Below are 15,949 nucleotides of genomic sequence, written 5' to 3'. Positions count from 1 at the left end.
TTTGTTTTTGAGCGGATCGGACGTTTTCGGTCCGGCGCCGGGTGGGATGGGTCGTCCCTTGCCATCGCGCGCGACAGGAGGGCGTATCATGTCGGCACTTGCCGTCGAGACTAGCAGCACCACACACAATCCCCTTGATATCGTCGAGGAGATCGTCTCGGCCAACGAATGGCCGTTCGAGCGCGCCAGCGAAGACGAGATGATCGTCGAGATCAACGGCCGGTGGTGCGACTACCGGCTGTTTTTCGTGTGGCAGAACGAAGTCAGCGCCATGCAGTTCTCATGTCAGTTCGACATGAAGGTGCCGCCGGCGCGCAAGCTCGCCGTCACCGAACTGCTGGCCGAAGTGAACGGCAAGATGTGGCTGGGCCACTTCGACGTGTGCAGTGAAGAGCACACGCCCATGTTCCGCCAGACGCTGCTGCTGCGGGGCACGCGGGCCGCCAGCGTGGAACAGATCGAGGATCTGGTCGAAATCGCGGTGGCGGAGTGCGAGCGCTACTACCCCGCGTTCCAGTTCGTCATCTGGGGCGGCAAAAGTGCCGCGGACGCCGTTTCCGCCGCCATTCTGGACACGCTTGGCGAAGCTTGATACAGCCCACACCCCGGGACCTCCGTTGGAATGTCATAAATTGGGTGCGGGGATGACGGCTGTGAATTTGTTGTTGGTGGGCTTCGGCAAGATGGGCGGCGCCATGCTTGCCGGCTGGCAGGCGGCGGGCACCGTCCGCCGCGTGGTCATCGTCGACCCCGTGGCCCCTGCCGCTTCCGCGCCGGAGGGGACGGTCCTGGTGTCCGATCCCGCCGCCATCCCGGCGGATTTCAGTCCCACCGCCGTCGTGCTGGCCGTGAAGCCCCAGATGATGGATCAGGCGCTGCCGGCCTACGCCGCGTATGGCGGCAGCGCTGTCTTCCTGTCCATTGCCGCCGGCAAGACCATCGCCTATTTCCAGAAGGTACTAGGCGCTGGCGCCGCCCTAGTACGGGCCATGCCCAACACGCCGGCCGCCGTGGGCCGGGGCATCTCCGGCGCCTATGCCACGCCGGCCGTCTCGGCCAGCCAGCGCGACCTGTGCCAGGGGCTGCTGAGCGCCGTGGGCGAGGTGGTCTGGGTGGAGAATGAGGGGCTGATCGACGCGGTCACCGCCGTGTCGGGCAGCGGCCCCGCCTATGTCTTCCACCTGGTGGAGGCCATGGCCGCCGCCGGCGCCGCCGTGGGCCTGCCGCCGGACCTGGCGCTGCGCCTGGCGCGGGCCACGGTGACGGGGGCGGGCGAGCTGCTGTACCGCAATCCGGATACCACGGCCACCCAGCTGCGCATCAACGTCACCAGCCCCAAGGGCACCACCCAGGCGGCGCTGGACGTGTTGATGGACGAGGGGCAAGGCCTGGCGCCGCTGATGACCCGCGCGGTCGCCGCCGCCAACCGGCGGTCGCGGGAACTGGCGGGCTGACGCGTCATGGCCGGACCCCTCAGCCCCAGCGCGCAGAAGATCCAGAACCTGCTGAACGATCTGGGCCAGCCCATCCACGTCGTGGAATTCGCGGCCACCACCCGCACGGCGGCGGAGGCCGCGGCGGTGATTGGTTGCGATGCGGCACAAATCGCCAAGTCAATCGTTTTTCGCACACGCGAAAAAAACGCCTCCGTCCTGGTGGTGGCGTCGGGCGCCACCCGCATCAACGAGGCCCTGGTGGCCAAGGCCCTGGCCGACACGCTGAATGGCGACCGGCTGCTGCGCGCTGATCCAGAGTATGTGCGGTTGACCACGGGTTTTCCCATAGGCGGCGTTCCGCCGCTGGGCCACGCGGTGACGCCTGTCACATTATTCGACCGCCGTTTGCTGTCATTTCCCACGGTCTGGGCGGCGGCCGGCACCCCCAATGCCGTATTCGCCATCGCCCCCGATGTGCTGGCCCGGCTGAGCGGCGCCCGGGTGGTGGACGTCGCCTAGGCGGAAGGACCGGGTGCCACCGGTGTCTTAGCCGGTTCGACCTATGGCGGTGCTTGGCCGGCCTGTACTAGCCAAAAGAGTTTATTGTGCGGTGCACAAAAACGATTGACCGGCTGGCTTACCCCAAGCATTATCCCCCCGGAATTGCCGCACCGCAGCGGCGCAAGCCGTATAGGGATCTGAACACTATGGCGACCAATCCGTTCCTCGACTTCGACATGACGAAGTTTTTCGACCCGTCCAAGTTCGCGGAGTTCACCAAGGTGGACTTCAGCAAGACGCTGGCTGACTACAAAGTGCCGGGCATCGACGTCGATGCCTTCGTCGCCGCCCAGCGCAAGAACATCGAGGCGGTGACGGCCGCCAACCAGCTGGCCGTGGAAGGCATCCAGGCCGTCCTGCGCCGCCAGGCCGAAATCCTGCGTCAGAGCCTGGAGGAGACCTCCTCCGTGGTTTCCGATTTCCTGTCCACCGGCACTCCGGAAGACAAGGTCGCCAAGCAGGCCGAGCTGGTGAAGACCGCTTTCGAGAAGGCCCTGGCCAACGTCAAGGAACTGGCCGAGCTGATCGCCAAGTCCAACAGCGAAGCCGCCGACGTGCTGTCCAACCGCGTGAAGGAAAGCATCGAGGAAGTGAAGGCCGCCATCGCCAAGGCCCAGACCAAGCACTAAGCCTGGTTCCAGCCTCGCGCTGATAAATGGACGGGCGACACCTTCGGGTGCCGCCCGTTTTCATTTCCGCTGTCCCGCTGCTTACACAGGCAGCCTGATCACCGCTCGCAGGCCGCCCCGGGGGCTGTCTTCCAGCAGGACGTTGCCACCGTGACGGTTGGCGATGTCGCGGGCGATGCCCAGGCCCAGGCCGACACCGCCGGTGGCCTGGTTGCGGGAGCTGTCCAGGCGGTGGAAGGGACGGAAAACCTCCTCCCGCATCTCCGCCGGGATGCCGGGCCCATTATCGTCAACCAGGACATAGAGGTGGCCGCCCTGGCGCTGTAGGGTCACCCAGGCGCGGCCGGCGTAGCGCACAGCGTTGCCCACCAAGTTGGCGACACAGCGGCGGAAGTCGTTGGCGCGCAGCGGCACGATGATGGTGGCGTCCGGCAGGCTCAATTCCACCGACCGGCCCTCGCGCAGGGCGTTGGCCACCACGTCGCTCAGCAAGGCGCCCACATCGGTGGGGGCGGGCGGTTCGGCGCCTTCGCCCCGGGCGAAGGCCAGGTAGGCCTCGATCATCCCCTCCATCTCGGCCACGTCGGCCTTCAGCTCCTCCACCTCCTGGGCCTCGGGTAGCATGGCAAGCTGCAGACGCATGCGGGTCAGGGGGGTACGCAGATCGTGGCTGACCCCGGCCAGCATCTCCGTGCGCTGGCTGATCTGGCGCTGGATACGTTCCCGCATCTGCAGGAAGGCCGTGGCGGCCTGCCGCACTTCCGATGCGCCCTCCGGCTTGAACAAGGGGGTGTCGCGACCCTTGCCGAAGGCCTCCGCCGCGATGGCCAGGCGGCGGATGGGCCGGATCTGGTTGCGCATGAACATGATGGCGATGGTGAACAGCAGCAGCGAGCTACCCGCCATCCACAGGATGAACACCCAGCTGGTGAAGCTGAACAGCCGCCGCTCCGGCGACAGGACGTGCAGCACGCCGTCGGGCAGCTGCACGTTGATGCCGTACCATTCGTGGGCCACGTGGGTGTCTATGGTCCAGGGGCGGCCAACCTTCTCATCCAGGGCCCGGCCCAGCGTGTGCTCCAGGATGCCGAACAGGTGCTGGCGGTGCCAGTTGGGCAGCCGTTCGCCCGGGCGGAAGGTTACCATCAGGTCGGTGGTGCGGGTCACCATGTCCAGGGTCGCGCTCTGGTCCTCCTCCGTCTGGTCGCGGCCCAGCTGCTCAATGACCATGGCAATCTCGCCCGCCACGCCGAAGGCCTGGTTGTTGGTCACCCGTTCCCAGTGCTGGTCATAGAAGTAGAAGGTCGCGATGGCCTGAGCCAGGATCACCGGCGTGGTGATGATCAATAGCGACCGGCCGAACAGCGTGCGCGGCAGCAGCCGCTTCACGACGCCGGACGGGTTGATCACCGGGGGCGCCCCCAAACCCTGGCGCCGAGGCGCCTGTTCACGCGTCATGCTCATGGGGCGTCCTTCAGCGACTAAAAAGGGGGCCTCAGTCGGGCCGCAGCACATAACCTTCGCCACGCACCGTCTGCAGATAGCGCGGCTGGCGCGGGTCGGTCTCGATCTTGCGGCGCAGGCGGGTGACCTGCACGTCGATGGCGCGGGCGTTGCTGTCGATGCCGGCGCGCCCCAGATCCTCCCGCGTGAACACCACTCCCGGCTGGGCGGCCAGGGTGCGCAGCAGGCTGGCCTCGCCGCTGGTCAGGCGCACGGTCTCCTCGCCCGACCGCAGTTCTTCCCGTTCGGCGTCGAACACCCAACGGCCCAGGCGCACCTCCGCCGCGACCGACGCCGGCTTGGGCAGGCGGCGCAGGATGGAGGTGATGCGCAGCACCAGCTCGCGCGGCTCGAAGGGCTTGGGCAGGTAGTCGTCGGCCCCGGCCTCCAGCCCGGCGATGCGGTCGTCCGGTTGGCCGTTGGCCGTCAGCAGCAGGATGGGCAGGCCGCCATCGGCGCGCAAGCTGCGGGTCAGCTGCAGCCCCGACTCGCCGGGCATGCGCACATCCAGCACCATGAGGTCGAAGTGCAGGGAGGCCAGCATGCGCCGGGCCGCCGCCGCGTCCGCCGCGGCCGACACGATAAAGCCGTTCTGCGACAAATAGCGCCGCAGCGCCTCGCGCAGGCGGTCGTCGTCGTCCACCACCAGGATGTGGGGTTGCTCCTCGGGCAGGGCCTGCTGCGTCATCGTCATGGCCGAATGCTCTCCCTAACGGTCGCGGGGCGGCAGCATAACATAATGCGGGCTCAGCGCTTCGCCAGCGCCGCCACGGCCGGTCGGGCCTGGGCGAACGTGTCCCGGTCGCTGTCGTCCATGATGCCGACCATGACCTTGCGGAAGCCCTCCACCGCTTCCGCCCCTGCCCGGCGGTAGGCCCGGGCAATGAGCTGGCGCTGGGGCTCGGACAGCTGGCGTTCCAGTTCCTGGCCCTTGGGCGTCAGGTCCAGCAGGCGCTGGCGCCGGTCACGGGTGCCCTGGCGCTGCACGATATACTCCTCACGCACCAGATCCTGCAGAACGCGCGACAGGCTCTGCTTGGTGATGCGCAGGATGCCCAGCAGGTCGGTCACCGTGATGTGGGGATGGCGCCCCACGAAGTAGATGACGCGGTGGTGCGCCCGGCCCAGGCCGATCTTCTCCAGCATGGTGTCGGGTTCGGCGGTGAAGTCGCGGTAGGCGTAGAACAGCATCTCCATCGCCTGCCGCAGCTCCTCCTCCCGCAGGAACAGGGGATTTACGCCGGTTTTCATGTCGGTCATACGATGCAGGCTTTCGGTACTGGCACGAATAACGGGCGGCATTATGCCAGTTGCGCCCGTGAAGGGGAGCGGTTTCACGAACGATCCGTCGCATCCCACCGGGCTCGGCCCTTCGGCGGGATACCGCCTTTCGGGCTCTGGCTTTCGGGGGTCGGGCTTCGGCAGGGATTGCGCGGCGGGCGTCACCTTTGGCAAAAGGGGCGCTCAATCGGGGCGCCGTCGATTTTGGGGGGCGTTTACCAGGGGATGCAGGAGCCAAAGGGATGAAGATGAAGCTGTCGGTCGCCGGACTGATGCTGCTGGCGCTGGCGGGTTGTGCCGCCAAGCCCGAGGAGAAGCCCGCGGCGCCGGCCGAGCCGCCGCCGGTGGAGGCGCCCAAGCCGCCACCCACGGACATCACGCTGGACGCCAGCGACCTGACCGCGCTGCAGACGGCGCTGAAGGAAGCCACGGGCAAGCCCATCCAGGAAACCGTGAACTGGACGAACCCGCAGACGGGCCGCCAGGGCACCGTGAAGATGCTGCGTGACGGCTTCGACGCCAAAAACCGCCCGTGCCGCGAATTCCACTCGGTGGTGTTCCAGGGCCAGTTGTTCCGCCACCAGACCGGCTTCATCTGCCGCCAGCCCGACGGCAGCTGGGAAGTGGTTGATGGCGTCGATTACCCGGTCCGCGAACGCAAGTAAGGCGGCCCCCGCCGACTCTCGCTGCCTTGGCCGTGCCACAGTCACGGCCAAGGCTTATGCCGGAGTTCGTGCCGGGCCGGCGCCCGGGCGGACCCGTCCGCCTTCGGGGAGCGTTGCGTACTGATGTCCCAGTCACCGAAATCGGGGGCCACCCCGCCCAAGCCCGGCGCCTCCAGGCCCGGCACCGCCAGGCCCGGTGAGCCCCGGAGCGGCTACCTTCGGGTGGCCCTGCTGCTGGCGCCGGTGGCGGTGGTGGCCATCGGCGGCGGCCTGCTGCTGGCCCATTGGGGCAGGCATGTGGAAACGCCGCCACCCTCACCGCCGGCGGCGGCGGAACCCCCGAGCCCTCGCGGTCCGGTGACGGTGGAGGTGGCGGGCGGCGACGGTCCGATCCTGACGGTGGCTTCGCCCGATGACCGCCAGATTTCGGATGAGGGCCTGAAGGCCCTGCACACTTTCGAGTCCAACACCGGCACCACGGCCCTGCTGGTCTGGTATCGCGGCGCCCTGCAGGTGGAGGACTACGGTCCCGGCACCCGACCGGCGGACCTGATGGACGGTGCCGGTCTGCAGGCGGGCCTGCTGACCTTCCTGACCGGCAAGGCCATCCAGGATGGTTTCTTCACCTCTGCGGATCAGACGCTGGGCCAGATCTTCCCAGACTGGAAGGACGATCCGCGGGGTCGGATCACCGTGCGCGACCTGCTGGTGGGCAGCAGCGGCCTCGGCTTCCCGCCCGATAACGGCACCCCGGGTGGCCCGGCAGCGGCCGATGCCGGCGTCTGGCTGAAAGGCCTGGCGCTGGAGGCGGAACCCGGCACCCGCTACAAGCCGGCGGAAGGTGAGTTGCAGGTGCTGGCCCTGGTGCTGGAAAAGGCGACCAGGCAGCCGCTGGCGGCCTATTTGTCGCAGGCGCTGTGGGCTCCGATCGGCGCCCGCCCGGCGGAGATGCTGCTGGATGACAGCGGCCGCGCCACCCTGGTGGGCTGCTGCGTCAAGGCAACGGCGCGCGACTGGCTGCGCCTGGGCCTGCTGTTGAAGGATGGCGGCCAGGTGGAAAGCCGTCCGGTCCTGCCCATGCCCTGGGTGGAGGAGATGCAGCGGCCTACGCTGTTCGCCCGTAACGAGGGCATGCGGGTGCGCCTCGCCTGGCCGCGGGAAAAAGGCGGCCCCATCAAGGCGGCCGAAGCCTTCGCCGAGCCTGACACCGTCTTCATGGCGGGCGCCGGTGGCCAGCGGCTTTACGTGTCGAAGGCGGCCGACCTGGTGATCCTGCGCCTGGGCCGCGCGGTCGAGCCTTGGGATGATGCTACGCTGGTGAACTTGGTGACGCGCCACCTGGAACGTCCGCCGGAGCCTAAGCGCACGCCGTATTCCTCCATCGCCGTCCAGCCGCAAGGGCTGGCCATGCCGCCCATCGTCACGCCGCGCAAGCCGCCGACGGTGGTGACGGTGCCGCTGGACGCGGTCCCTTCCCGCGGAAAGGATGCCCAGCCGGCCTTGCCGATCGCCCCCGGCTTGCCGGGAGGCGCTCCCGGCAAGCCGGGCATAGGATCGCCGCCGGCGGACAAAACGCCGCACCGGCGGTGAGGCGCCTTAACCATTATCCGCCACTGGAAGTGGTGCTTCGGAGTGGAATCCCTGCCGTCTGTCCGCCGGCCCCGGGAGGGGCGCGGCGGAATGGCGGGCGTTAGGCATTATTTGGACTTGAAGGCTTTCAACTGTTTGTTGAATTCGCTCGCGAGCTTCTGCATCTGGTCGACGGCGTCGTTGTACTTCTTCTGCCAGTTGCCGTTGCCATTTTTGCCTTCGAACTCGACGCAGCTCATGTAGTCCTGGGTCTCTGCCATGAACTTCTTCACGGCTGCGGATGCCGCCTGCATCTCCGCTTCCGCCGCCTTGCTGCCGTCCGGCACGGCGGGGGGCGTGCCCAGCGAGCACTCCGCCCGCGCCACGCCCGCAACCCCCAAACCAGCCATCAGGACGATGGCTGCCACCCGCTTCTTCATCTGCACCAACCTCCCAGAGTCCAGTAAGTACACGGTCTAAAAAAGACTATCCGTCAAGGGTTTACGGATTGTTACCTACGTTTGTCTTCACTTCGGGCCCGTCCGTTGCGGGCCCGAGCCCTGTTCACGATCAGCCACCGTCCCGGTCGCCCAGCCGCTGCCGGGTCGTGATCCGATATGACGGAGTGGTGACGTTTTTTGTCACCTCTGCTGAATTTTTATTACTTAAAATGCTAAGAAGAACTCCGGGGCCCAGCCCCTTTCCCCCCGTTTCGTTTATCTCACCCCGTTAGCGCTTTGGATTCCGGGGTTTTAACCAGAGTCTGACGCTAATGGATCCAGGCTGAAATCCTTTCCGCATTGCGAAAGATAAATTTCAGTCGTCGTGGTCCTCGGCGGCGTTAACTGTAGTTGAGGTTATAAGTCAGTTTACAGGTCTGCGAAAGCATGTCTAGGTATTAGCCCAGGGCCTGGGCCGAGCCGCGATCGCACTGTGGGCGAGGGGTTCGGGGGCGCGCACCGGTTTGATAGGGTGGTTGTCGGTCTTGGCGACGACAGCGGCGCGGGGCAATGAACAAAGCAGGGGTAGTAAATAATGTCGTATGAGGCAGATGGGTTTTTGGGGCGTGTCAGTGGCCTGGTGAAGAAGCCGGAAAATTCGAGAAGCTGGTTTACCATTGGGCGCAAGATCGCCCCTGCGGTCGCCATTCCCACGATTATCGGCCTGGGTGCTGTCATCTGGCTCAGCGCCAATCAGATGCATAAGGCCATGCTGGCCCAGTCCGTGGCGTCTGAGCGCCAGGAAACGGAAATGCTGGCGCAGCAGATGAGCGCCGCCGTCCGCTTCAAGCAGCAGGACTCGATCGCAGACGCCTATGCCGACCTCAGCACCCGCGCGGGCGGCAGCCTGGCGGGCGTGCGCGTGAACGACGGCGATGGCGAATCCCTGGACAGCTTCGACAGCAAGACCCTGCCGACCTACGCCATCGACAAGGACAAGGACCTGCCCAAGAAGGTCACCGAGACCAAGGCCTTCGATCGCGGCGACCACCTGATCGTCATGTCGCCGGTGAAGGCCGGCGCCAACCACGACCAGGTCGGCACCCTGATCGTGGCGTGGAGCCGCCAGGGCCTGAACGAGGCCATCTCCTCCACCGTCAAGGGCTCGCTGCTGACCGCCATCATCGTGCTGGCGATCCTGGTCGGCGGCCTGGCCGTGCTGCTGCACTTCCTTGTCAGCCGTCCGCTGACCACCCTGCAGACCGCCATGGGCCGTCTGGCCAGCGGCGACCTGACCGTGGACATCACCGGCACCGAGCGGGGCGACGAGATCGGCGCCATGGCCGCCTCCGTCCAGGTGTTCAAGGACAACGCCCTGGAAGTGGAGCGCCTGAAGAAGGTGCAGGAGCAGGCGGAGCGGGAGTCGGCGGAAGAGAAGCGCCGCACCATGAACCGCCTGGCCGACGAGTTCGAGAGCACCGTGAAGGGCGTCGTGGCCCAGGTGTCCGAGGCCGCCACCCGCATGCAGTCCAGCGCGCAGACGCTGTCCGGTTCGGCCGACGAGAGCCGCAGCCAGGCCGGCGCCGTCGCCGCCGCCACGCAGCAGGCCTCGGCCAACGTGCAGTCGGTGGCCAGCGCCACCGAGGAACTGGCCGGCTCCCTCGCTGAGATTTCCAACCAGGTCAACACCTCGGCCCGCATCGCCAAGGCGGCCGCCTCCACCGCCGAGAAGACGAACGAGACCGTGCAGTCGCTGGCCTCGCGCGCCCAAAGCATCGGCGACGTGGTGAAGCTGATCTCCGACATCGCCAGCCAGACCAACCTGCTGGCGCTGAACGCCACCATTGAGGCGGCCCGCGCCGGTGAAGCCGGCAAGGGCTTCGCGGTCGTGGCCAGCGAGGTGAAGAGCCTGGCCAACCAGACGGCCAAGGCGACGGAGGAAATCTCCGCCCAGATCTCCACCATGCAGGACGCCACCCGCGACGCGGTTGACGCCATCATCACGATTTCCAGGACCATCGCCGAGATCAACGACATCTCCGACATGGTCGCGGGCGCCGTGGAAGAGCAGGACGCGGCGACCAAGGAAATCGCCCGGAACGTCCAGCAGGCCTCCATGGGCACCATGGAAGTGTCGCGCAACATTGGCTCGCTGCAGCATGCAGCCGAGGACACCGGCAAGTCGGCCACCCAAGTCCTGGGCGCGGCCACCGGCCTGGCCCAGCAGTCCGACACCCTGGCCGGCCAGGTGGACCGCTTCCTGCAGCAGGTCCGCGCCGCCTAAGTCGGTCTGGTGCATCGAAAACCCCGCAGGAGCGATCCTGCGGGGTTTTTATTGGAAGGGGGCGGCAAGTTCTCAGGCTGTCACCCCCCACAGCTTCCGGGCCTCCTCCGCGATGATGTCCGGATATTCCTCTGGGAAGAACAGCTTGGCCTGGGGCAGGTGGCGCACGCCCTGGCAGTTAGGCAGGATGCCGGCCAGATAGTCGCCGCCGGCGGGGTCGAAGATGGTGTCGGCCGTGCCCCAGACGATCCGCGTGGGCGCCGTCACCCGGCGCAACTCCTTCTCGATCCCCGCCAGGGGGTTGGGGTCCAGGCCCAGGGTGTAGGCATGCACCAGGTCCTTGCGCCGGGGGCTGCTGACCAGCGGACCCAGGTAATAGTCGATGGCCTCGTCCGTGGGGCGGGCGGGGTCGCTGAAGGTCTGGCCGCCCAGGCCTGTGGGGCTGCGCGCCAAATCCTTGTCCGCCACCCAGCGCGCCAGCCAGCGGTCGGCGAAGGTGCCGGCCCGCGCCATCTCCAGCACTGGCTGAAGGGCCGGGGGTGGGCTGTCGGGCTCGGTATCGCAGTTGGTCAGCAGCAGGCTGCGCACCCGCTTGGGGTATTGAGTAACGAACAGCTGGGCCACCGCCCCGCCGCTGTCGTTGGCCACGATGTCCACCGTGTTGGCGCCCACGCTGTCCAGGAAAGTAGCCAACATGCGCACTTGGACATCCGGCGTCACCGCCTGACCGTCCGGCACCCGGCTGTAGCCCAGGCCCAGGAAGTCCGGTGCCAGGCAACGGCGATGGGCCGACAGCCGGTCGATGGCGCCCCGCCACTGGAAGCTGTTCAGGGGGAAGCCGTGCAGGAACAGGGCGTCGGGGCCGTTGCCCTGGTCCATGTAGGCGACATGGCCGAAGGGGGTGCCGGCATAGCGGCGCAAGCTGCGGTAGGCGGCGGCGTTCAGCGGCCCGGTGCCGGACAGGGCGGCGGCGCCGGCACCGGGGGTCCCGAGCGCCACGGTGGCGCCGATCCCGGCCAGGCCCTGCAGGAAATGACGGCGGTCGAACGGTGCGGAAAGCATCTCTCATCCCTCAAGGGAAGGTTGTTCGGATGCCCCAGGGATACGCCCGGGCCTTATTCGCGGTCGATAACCCGCCAGGTCATGGTTTCTTGACCTCCGAGGTCATGGCTTTTGCCCGGGGACGCCGTATCATTCCCGCACCATGACCCATGCCGCCGCCGCGACCGTGACCGTCCTTCCCTCCCAGCCGACGCCGCTGGGCCTGCTGCTGCGCGAATGGCGGGCGGCACGGCGCATGAGCCAAATGGACTTGGCGCTGGAGGCTGGTGTCTCAACCCGGCACCTTAGCTGTGTGGAAACCGGCAAGGCCCAGCCCAGCCGTGAACTGCTGGCCCGACTGGCCGATACGCTGGACATGCCCCTGCGCGAGCGCAACGCCCTGCTTGTGGCCGCGGGCTATGCCCCGCGCTACAGCGAGGCGACGCTGGCCACCCCGGCCATGGCACCGGTGCGCCAGGCCATCGACTTCATCATCGGCCAGCAGGAACCCTACCCGGCCGTGGTGATGAACCGCCGCTGGGACGTGGTGCGCATCAACCGGGCCACCGCCCGCATCGTCAGCCTGGCGCGCGGCGGCATGCCCCGGCACAACAACATCCTGCGCCAGGTGTTCGATCCGGAGGACATGCGGCCCGTCATGGGCAATTGGGAAAGCCTGGCCGGCGACCTGATCTGCCACCTGCACAACGAACTCGCGGCCACCCCGCTGGACCAGGGGTTGCGCACCTTGCTGGACGATGTGCTGGCCTATCCCGGCGTGCCCGCCCGCTGGCGGTCGCGCGATCCCGACGCCTACCCCCTGCCGCTGTGCACCACGGTGTTCGCCGGCGGTGCCTTGGACGGTGAGGGCCACCCCCTGCGCTTCTTCTCCACCATCACCACCTTCGGCTCCGCCCGCGATGTGACGGTGGAGGAACTGCGCATCGAGTGCATGTTCCCGGCCGACGAGCGTACGGCGGAGCGGTGCAAGGCGCTGGCGGCTGCGTCTGCCTGATAAACAAACAGCGGCATGGGTCGCCCCATGCCGCTGCGGTAAACATCCGCCTGGTGGAAGGCTTATCCTTCCACCTTGCCGCCGTTGGCAGCCGACCATTCGGCCGGGGCGTGCAGGAACTTCTCCACTTCCAGCATCGTTCCGGTATCGAAATAGTTGTGGTCTCGCGCCACCTTCAGCACGTCCCACCAGGTGGTCAGGGCATGAAGGGTGACGCCGATCTCGCGCATCGTCTCCACGCTCTTGGGGAAGATGCCGTAGTGGAAGACGACGAAGGCGTGCTCGCAAACGGCACCCGCCTGGCGCAGGGCGTTGACGAAGCCCACCTTGCTGCCGCCGTCGGTGGTCAGATCCTCCACCAGCAGGATGCGGTCGCCTTCGGCGAACTGGCCCTCGATCTGGGCGTTGCGGCCGAAGCCCTTGGGCTTCTTGCGCACGTACTGCATGGGCAGGCCCATGCGGTCGGCCATCCAGGCGGCGTAGGAGATGCCGGCCGTCTCACCGCCGGCCACACCGTCGAACGCCTCGAATCCGGCGTCGCGCATTACTGTTTGCACGGCGTAATCGATGATGGCCGAGCGGGCGCGGGGGAAGCTGATGACCTTGCGGCAGTCGATATAGACCGGGCTGGCCTTGCCCGAGGTCAGGATGAAGGGCTGGGCGGCGTTGAAGTGGATCGCCTTGATGTCCAGGAGGATGCGGGCGGTCAGGCTGGCGGCGGTCTGGGCGTCGATCATGGGGACCTCGGGCGGAAGATAAATTGGTGGAGGTATTAGTCCTGCAGCAGGCGCCAGTCCAGCCGTTCGCCGGCGCGGAAGGGCAGGACAGCGTTGCTGCCGCCGGCGTCCACCAGATCGGGAACGGTGTAGCCGTCGCGCACCAGGGTGATGGTGTCCTCGTTGGGCGCCAGGCCGTGGAAGCGCGGGCCGTTCAGGCTGGCGAAGGTCTCCAGCGCGTCCAGCTTGCCTTCCTCGTCGAAGACCTGGGCGTAGAGTTCGATGGCGCTGGCCGCCGTGTAGATGCCGGCGCAGCCGCAGCCCGATTCCTTGGCGCTGGTGGGGTGCGGCGCGCTGTCGGTGCCCAGGAAGAACCACGGCTGGCCGCTGGTGGCAGCGCGGCGCAGGGCCAGGCGGTGCTTCTCCCGCTTGGCGATGGGCAGGCAATAGAGGTGGGGCCGGATGCCGCCCGCGAAGATGGACGACCGGTTGATCATCAGATGGTGGGCGGTGATGGTGCAGGCGAGGCGCCCGCTGGCCCCGTGCGCCTCCACCACGGCCACCGCCTCTTCCGTCGTGGCGTGTTCCAGCACGATCTTCAGGGCCGGGTAGCGATCCATCAGCGGCAGCAGCACGCGCTCGATGAACACCGCCTCGCGGTCGAAGATGTCGATGGCGGGGTCGGTCACCTCGCCATGGACCAGCAGGGGCATGCCGATGTCCTGCATGCGCGCCAGCACGCCGGCGACATTGGCGAGGTCGGTGACGCCATGGGCGGAATTGGTGGTGGCGTGGGCGGGGTACAGCTTCACCGCCCGGAACAGGCCTTCCTCATAGCCGGCGGCGATCTCATCGGCGCTGCTGCCGTCCGTCAGGTAGGCGGTCATCAGCGGCTGGAAGCGGGCACCGCCGTTTTCCGGCAAGCTTCCCAAGGCCTCCTCGATCTCCGCCTTGTAGCGCCGTGCGGCGGCGCGGTCGGTCACCGGCGGCACCAGGTTGGGCATGATGATGGCCCGGCCCATCTGGCGGGCGGAATGCGGCAGCACCGCGCGCAGCATGGCGCCGGTGCGGACGTGCAAGTGCCAGTCGTCGGGGCGTCGCAGGATCAGGCGGGCGGCGGGGGTCGCGCTCATGGGGCAGGGGTCCGGCTTATGATGTCCGGGCGCCAGTGGTACGCGCTGAGGCGCGCGGGCTCAACCCCCGTGGGTTTGGGGTTGCCCATGCCTGTGGCGCGCCACCGGGCAAATCGGGTATGAAGCCCGTCTTGTCCGTCTCTTAGATTCCGAGTTCGATCCCATGGCCCTGATCGCCCCCCGCACGCCGCCCGGCACGATGGAACTGCTGCCGTCCAAGCAGATCGCCTTCCAGCGCATGCTGGACACCATCCGGCGGGGCTTTGAGCGCTTCGGCTTCCTGCAGATCGAAACCCCGGTGTTCGAAACCGTGGACGTGCTGCTGACCAAGTCGGGCGGCGAGACGGAAAAGCAGATCTATTTCGTACAGTCGACCGGCGCCCTGGAACAGGCCAAGCGGCCCGATATCGCCCTGCGCTTCGACCTGACCGTGCCCACCGCTCGCTATGTGGCGGAGCATGAGCATGACCTGAGCTTCCCCTTCCGTCGCTACCAGATCCAGCGCGTCTATCGTGGGGAGCGGGCGCAGAAGGGACGCTATCGCGAGTTCTACCAGTGCGACATCGACGTCATCGGCAAGGACAGCCTGTCCATCGTCTATGACGCCGAGATGCCGGCCGTCATCTACACCGTGTTCCGCGATCTGGCGCAGGTGGGCATCGATGTCGGCCCCTTCCAGATCAACCTGTCCAACCGCAAGATCCTGCGCGGTTTCCTGGAAGGCCTGGGGTTGAGCGAGGGCGAGGCTCAGGCCGCCGTGCTGCGCGAGATCGACAAGCTGCCCAAGGTGGGCGTGGATGCCGTGCGCGCCACCCTGACGGGGGAGCAGGCGCTGCCGGCCGAGACGGCCGATGCCATTCTGGCCTTCGTCAGCATCGATGGCACCACGGATGAGATGCTGGCCAAGGCCAAGGATCTGGGCGGCACCAGCGCCCTGGCCCATGAGGGCCTGGGGGAGCTGACCCAGGTGGTGGCGGGATTGCGCGCCCTGGGCGTGCCGGACAGCCATTTCCGCGTCAATTTCTCCATCACCCGCGGCCTCGATTACTACACCGGCACGGTGTATGAGACCTTCCTGACCGACTTCCCGCAGATGGGCAGCGTCTGCTCCGGCGGGCGCTATGACAACCTGGCCAGCCAGTACACCAAAAGCAAGCTGCCGGGCGTGGGCATCTCCATCGGCGCCACCCGTCTGTTCTACGTGCTGGACCAGGCCGGCCTGGTGAAGGACCAGACCAGCACCATCGACGTGCTGGTCACCCAGTTCGCGCCCGAGCTGCTGCCCGACTACCTGGCCCTGGCGGGTGAGCTGCGCACCGCCGGCCTGAACGTCGAGGTGCACCTGGAACCGGCAAAAATCGCCAAGCAGATGAAATATGCCGATCGCGCCGGCATCCCGGTGGTGCTGATGATGGGCCCGGACGAGGCCGCCGCCGGCACCGTGACGGTGAAGCGCCTGGCCAGCGGCGAGCAGGCCGCCGTGGCCCGCGCCGACTTGGCTGGCCATCTGCTGGCGGCGTTCGGCCGGACCCGCTGAGATCACCGGAACCGGCACGGACCTTGCGTTAAAGGGACGTGTTTGGCCACGATGCCGGCAAAAGCTACCCCCAACAGGGGGCTGATCCTGATATCGCTTGATCGCGGGCAGGATAGGCCGCTTAGTTGGGATGGGGGGT

16 protein-coding genes are annotated in these 15,949 nt (G+C 67.2%); 9 read left to right on the top strand and 7 right to left on the bottom strand.

What is annotated here, in order from left to right; all coding sequences use genetic code 11:
• Window positions 1-88 precede the first annotated feature (88 nt).
• The 4 genes from FBZ87_RS24910 (at window position 89) to FBZ87_RS24895 (ending at window position 2,626) form a co-directional block, all read left to right on the top strand.
• Window positions 89-592 carry a type III secretion system chaperone family protein gene (locus FBZ87_RS24910; protein ID WP_088870881.1) on the top strand — a complete coding sequence of 168 codons (504 nt, stop codon included), beginning with the start codon at window positions 89-91 and terminating at the stop codon, window positions 590-592.
• 52 nt (window positions 593-644) lie between these two features.
• The gene (proC, locus tag FBZ87_RS24905) at window positions 645-1,454 is read left to right on the top strand and encodes a pyrroline-5-carboxylate reductase (protein WP_145613292.1); all 810 of its coding nucleotides are present in this window, start codon (window positions 645-647) and stop codon (window positions 1,452-1,454) included.
• Between the two features lie 6 nt (window positions 1,455-1,460).
• Entirely contained in the window at window positions 1,461-1,955 is a 495-nt protein-coding gene (locus FBZ87_RS24900) for a YbaK/EbsC family protein (protein ID WP_145613291.1), read from the top strand.
• 188 nt (window positions 1,956-2,143) lie between these two features.
• Entirely contained in the window at window positions 2,144-2,626 is a 483-nt protein-coding gene (locus FBZ87_RS24895; protein WP_004272223.1) for a phasin family protein, read from the top strand.
• 81 nt (window positions 2,627-2,707) lie between these two features.
• Here FBZ87_RS24895 and FBZ87_RS24890 read toward each other — a convergent pair whose 3' ends face one another.
• From FBZ87_RS24890 to FBZ87_RS24880, 3 genes are read right to left on the bottom strand one after another with little or no spacing between them, the layout of a single operon-like run.
• Complete coding sequence (locus tag FBZ87_RS24890) at window positions 2,708-4,090, bottom strand: ATP-binding protein (RefSeq protein ID WP_145613290.1); 1,383 nt, start codon at window positions 4,088-4,090, stop codon at window positions 2,708-2,710.
• A gap of 31 nt (window positions 4,091-4,121) precedes the next feature.
• Complete coding sequence (locus tag FBZ87_RS24885) at window positions 4,122-4,823, bottom strand: response regulator (RefSeq protein ID WP_145613289.1); 702 nt, start codon at window positions 4,821-4,823, stop codon at window positions 4,122-4,124.
• A gap of 53 nt (window positions 4,824-4,876) precedes the next feature.
• On the bottom strand, window positions 4,877-5,389 hold the full coding sequence (locus FBZ87_RS24880) for a MarR family winged helix-turn-helix transcriptional regulator (protein WP_145613288.1): 513 nt from the start codon (window positions 5,387-5,389) through the stop codon (window positions 4,877-4,879).
• A gap of 263 nt (window positions 5,390-5,652) precedes the next feature.
• Between FBZ87_RS24880 and FBZ87_RS24875 the strand changes: the two genes are divergently transcribed.
• Together FBZ87_RS24875 and FBZ87_RS24870 are read left to right on the top strand one after the other, a co-directional pair.
• Complete coding sequence (locus FBZ87_RS24875) at window positions 5,653-6,075, top strand: RT0821/Lpp0805 family surface protein (RefSeq protein WP_145613287.1); 423 nt, start codon at window positions 5,653-5,655, stop codon at window positions 6,073-6,075.
• Between the two features lie 123 nt (window positions 6,076-6,198).
• Window positions 6,199-7,665 carry a serine hydrolase domain-containing protein gene (locus FBZ87_RS24870; RefSeq protein ID WP_145613286.1) on the top strand — a complete coding sequence of 489 codons (1,467 nt, stop codon included), beginning with the start codon at window positions 6,199-6,201 and terminating at the stop codon, window positions 7,663-7,665.
• A 107-nt stretch (window positions 7,666-7,772) separates the two neighbouring features.
• Here FBZ87_RS24870 and FBZ87_RS24865 read toward each other — a convergent pair whose 3' ends face one another.
• Window positions 7,773-8,084, bottom strand: a complete 312-nt coding sequence (locus FBZ87_RS24865) for a hypothetical protein (RefSeq protein WP_145613285.1) — start codon at window positions 8,082-8,084, stop codon at window positions 7,773-7,775.
• A gap of 619 nt (window positions 8,085-8,703) precedes the next feature.
• On the opposite strand from FBZ87_RS24865, the gene FBZ87_RS30145 reads away from it, so the two are divergent.
• Window positions 8,704-10,368, top strand: coding sequence for a methyl-accepting chemotaxis protein (locus tag FBZ87_RS30145; RefSeq protein ID WP_281289006.1), 1,665 nt, complete (start codon window positions 8,704-8,706; stop codon window positions 10,366-10,368).
• Window positions 10,369-10,440: 72 nt separating this feature from the next.
• On the opposite strand, the gene FBZ87_RS24855 is transcribed toward FBZ87_RS30145, so the two are convergent.
• Window positions 10,441-11,430: an alpha/beta fold hydrolase gene (locus tag FBZ87_RS24855; protein WP_145613283.1), complete on the bottom strand. Its 990-nt coding sequence runs from the start codon at window positions 11,428-11,430 to the stop codon at window positions 10,441-10,443.
• 142 nt (window positions 11,431-11,572) lie between these two features.
• Here FBZ87_RS24855 and FBZ87_RS24850 point away from each other — a divergent pair, with 142 nt between their 5' ends.
• Window positions 11,573-12,424, top strand: a complete 852-nt coding sequence (locus FBZ87_RS24850) for a helix-turn-helix domain-containing protein (RefSeq protein WP_145613282.1) — start codon at window positions 11,573-11,575, stop codon at window positions 12,422-12,424.
• Window positions 12,425-12,486: 62 nt separating this feature from the next.
• Here the strand turns inward: FBZ87_RS24850 and FBZ87_RS24845 are convergent, their stop codons facing one another.
• Both FBZ87_RS24845 and pyrC read right to left on the bottom strand, forming a co-directional pair.
• Window positions 12,487-13,161: an orotate phosphoribosyltransferase gene (locus tag FBZ87_RS24845; RefSeq protein WP_145613281.1), complete on the bottom strand. Its 675-nt coding sequence runs from the start codon at window positions 13,159-13,161 to the stop codon at window positions 12,487-12,489.
• Between the two features lie 35 nt (window positions 13,162-13,196).
• On the bottom strand, window positions 13,197-14,273 hold the full coding sequence (gene pyrC / locus FBZ87_RS24840; protein ID WP_145613280.1) for a dihydroorotase: 1,077 nt from the start codon (window positions 14,271-14,273) through the stop codon (window positions 13,197-13,199).
• A 163-nt stretch (window positions 14,274-14,436) separates the two neighbouring features.
• Between pyrC and hisS the strand changes: the two genes are divergently transcribed.
• Entirely contained in the window at window positions 14,437-15,810 is a 1,374-nt protein-coding gene (hisS, locus tag FBZ87_RS24835) for a histidine--tRNA ligase (protein ID WP_145613279.1), read from the top strand.
• Window positions 15,811-15,949: the final 139 nt, after the last annotated feature.

Origin of the sequence: Nitrospirillum amazonense (genome assembly GCF_007828035.1) — a bacterium.
Classification (GTDB): Bacteria; Pseudomonadota; Alphaproteobacteria; order Azospirillales; family Azospirillaceae; genus Nitrospirillum; species Nitrospirillum amazonense.
Note: the sequence above shows the minus strand (reverse complement) of the source record. Positions and strands in the feature narration are given on the sequence as shown.

What these genes read in the sequence shown, in the direction of transcription:
- FBZ87_RS24885 (WP_145613289.1), bottom strand. Translation starts at nt 4,823, where the DNA reads ATGACGATGACGCAGCAGGCCCTGCCCGAGGAGCAACCCCACATCCTG.
- FBZ87_RS24865 (WP_145613285.1), bottom strand. Translation starts at nt 8,084, where the DNA reads ATGAAGAAGCGGGTGGCAGCCATCGTCCTGATGGCTGGTTTGGGGGTT.
- FBZ87_RS24880 (WP_145613288.1), bottom strand. Translation starts at nt 5,389, where the DNA reads ATGACCGACATGAAAACCGGCGTAAATCCCCTGTTCCTGCGGGAGGAG.
- FBZ87_RS24895 (WP_004272223.1), top strand. Translation starts at nt 2,144, where the DNA reads ATGGCGACCAATCCGTTCCTCGACTTCGACATGACGAAGTTTTTCGAC.
- FBZ87_RS24855 (WP_145613283.1), bottom strand. Translation starts at nt 11,430, where the DNA reads ATGCTTTCCGCACCGTTCGACCGCCGTCATTTCCTGCAGGGCCTGGCC.
- FBZ87_RS24845 (WP_145613281.1), bottom strand. Translation starts at nt 13,161, where the DNA reads ATGATCGACGCCCAGACCGCCGCCAGCCTGACCGCCCGCATCCTCCTG.
- FBZ87_RS24890 (WP_145613290.1), bottom strand. Translation starts at nt 4,090, where the DNA reads ATGAGCATGACGCGTGAACAGGCGCCTCGGCGCCAGGGTTTGGGGGCG.
- pyrC (WP_145613280.1), bottom strand. Translation starts at nt 14,273, where the DNA reads ATGAGCGCGACCCCCGCCGCCCGCCTGATCCTGCGACGCCCCGACGAC.
- FBZ87_RS24870 (WP_145613286.1), top strand. Translation starts at nt 6,199, where the DNA reads ATGTCCCAGTCACCGAAATCGGGGGCCACCCCGCCCAAGCCCGGCGCC.
- FBZ87_RS24910 (WP_088870881.1), top strand. Translation starts at nt 89, where the DNA reads ATGTCGGCACTTGCCGTCGAGACTAGCAGCACCACACACAATCCCCTT.
- FBZ87_RS24900 (WP_145613291.1), top strand. Translation starts at nt 1,461, where the DNA reads ATGGCCGGACCCCTCAGCCCCAGCGCGCAGAAGATCCAGAACCTGCTG.
- FBZ87_RS24875 (WP_145613287.1), top strand. Translation starts at nt 5,653, where the DNA reads ATGAAGATGAAGCTGTCGGTCGCCGGACTGATGCTGCTGGCGCTGGCG.
- proC (WP_145613292.1), top strand. Translation starts at nt 645, where the DNA reads ATGACGGCTGTGAATTTGTTGTTGGTGGGCTTCGGCAAGATGGGCGGC.
- hisS (WP_145613279.1), top strand. Translation starts at nt 14,437, where the DNA reads ATGGCCCTGATCGCCCCCCGCACGCCGCCCGGCACGATGGAACTGCTG.
- FBZ87_RS24850 (WP_145613282.1), top strand. Translation starts at nt 11,573, where the DNA reads ATGACCCATGCCGCCGCCGCGACCGTGACCGTCCTTCCCTCCCAGCCG.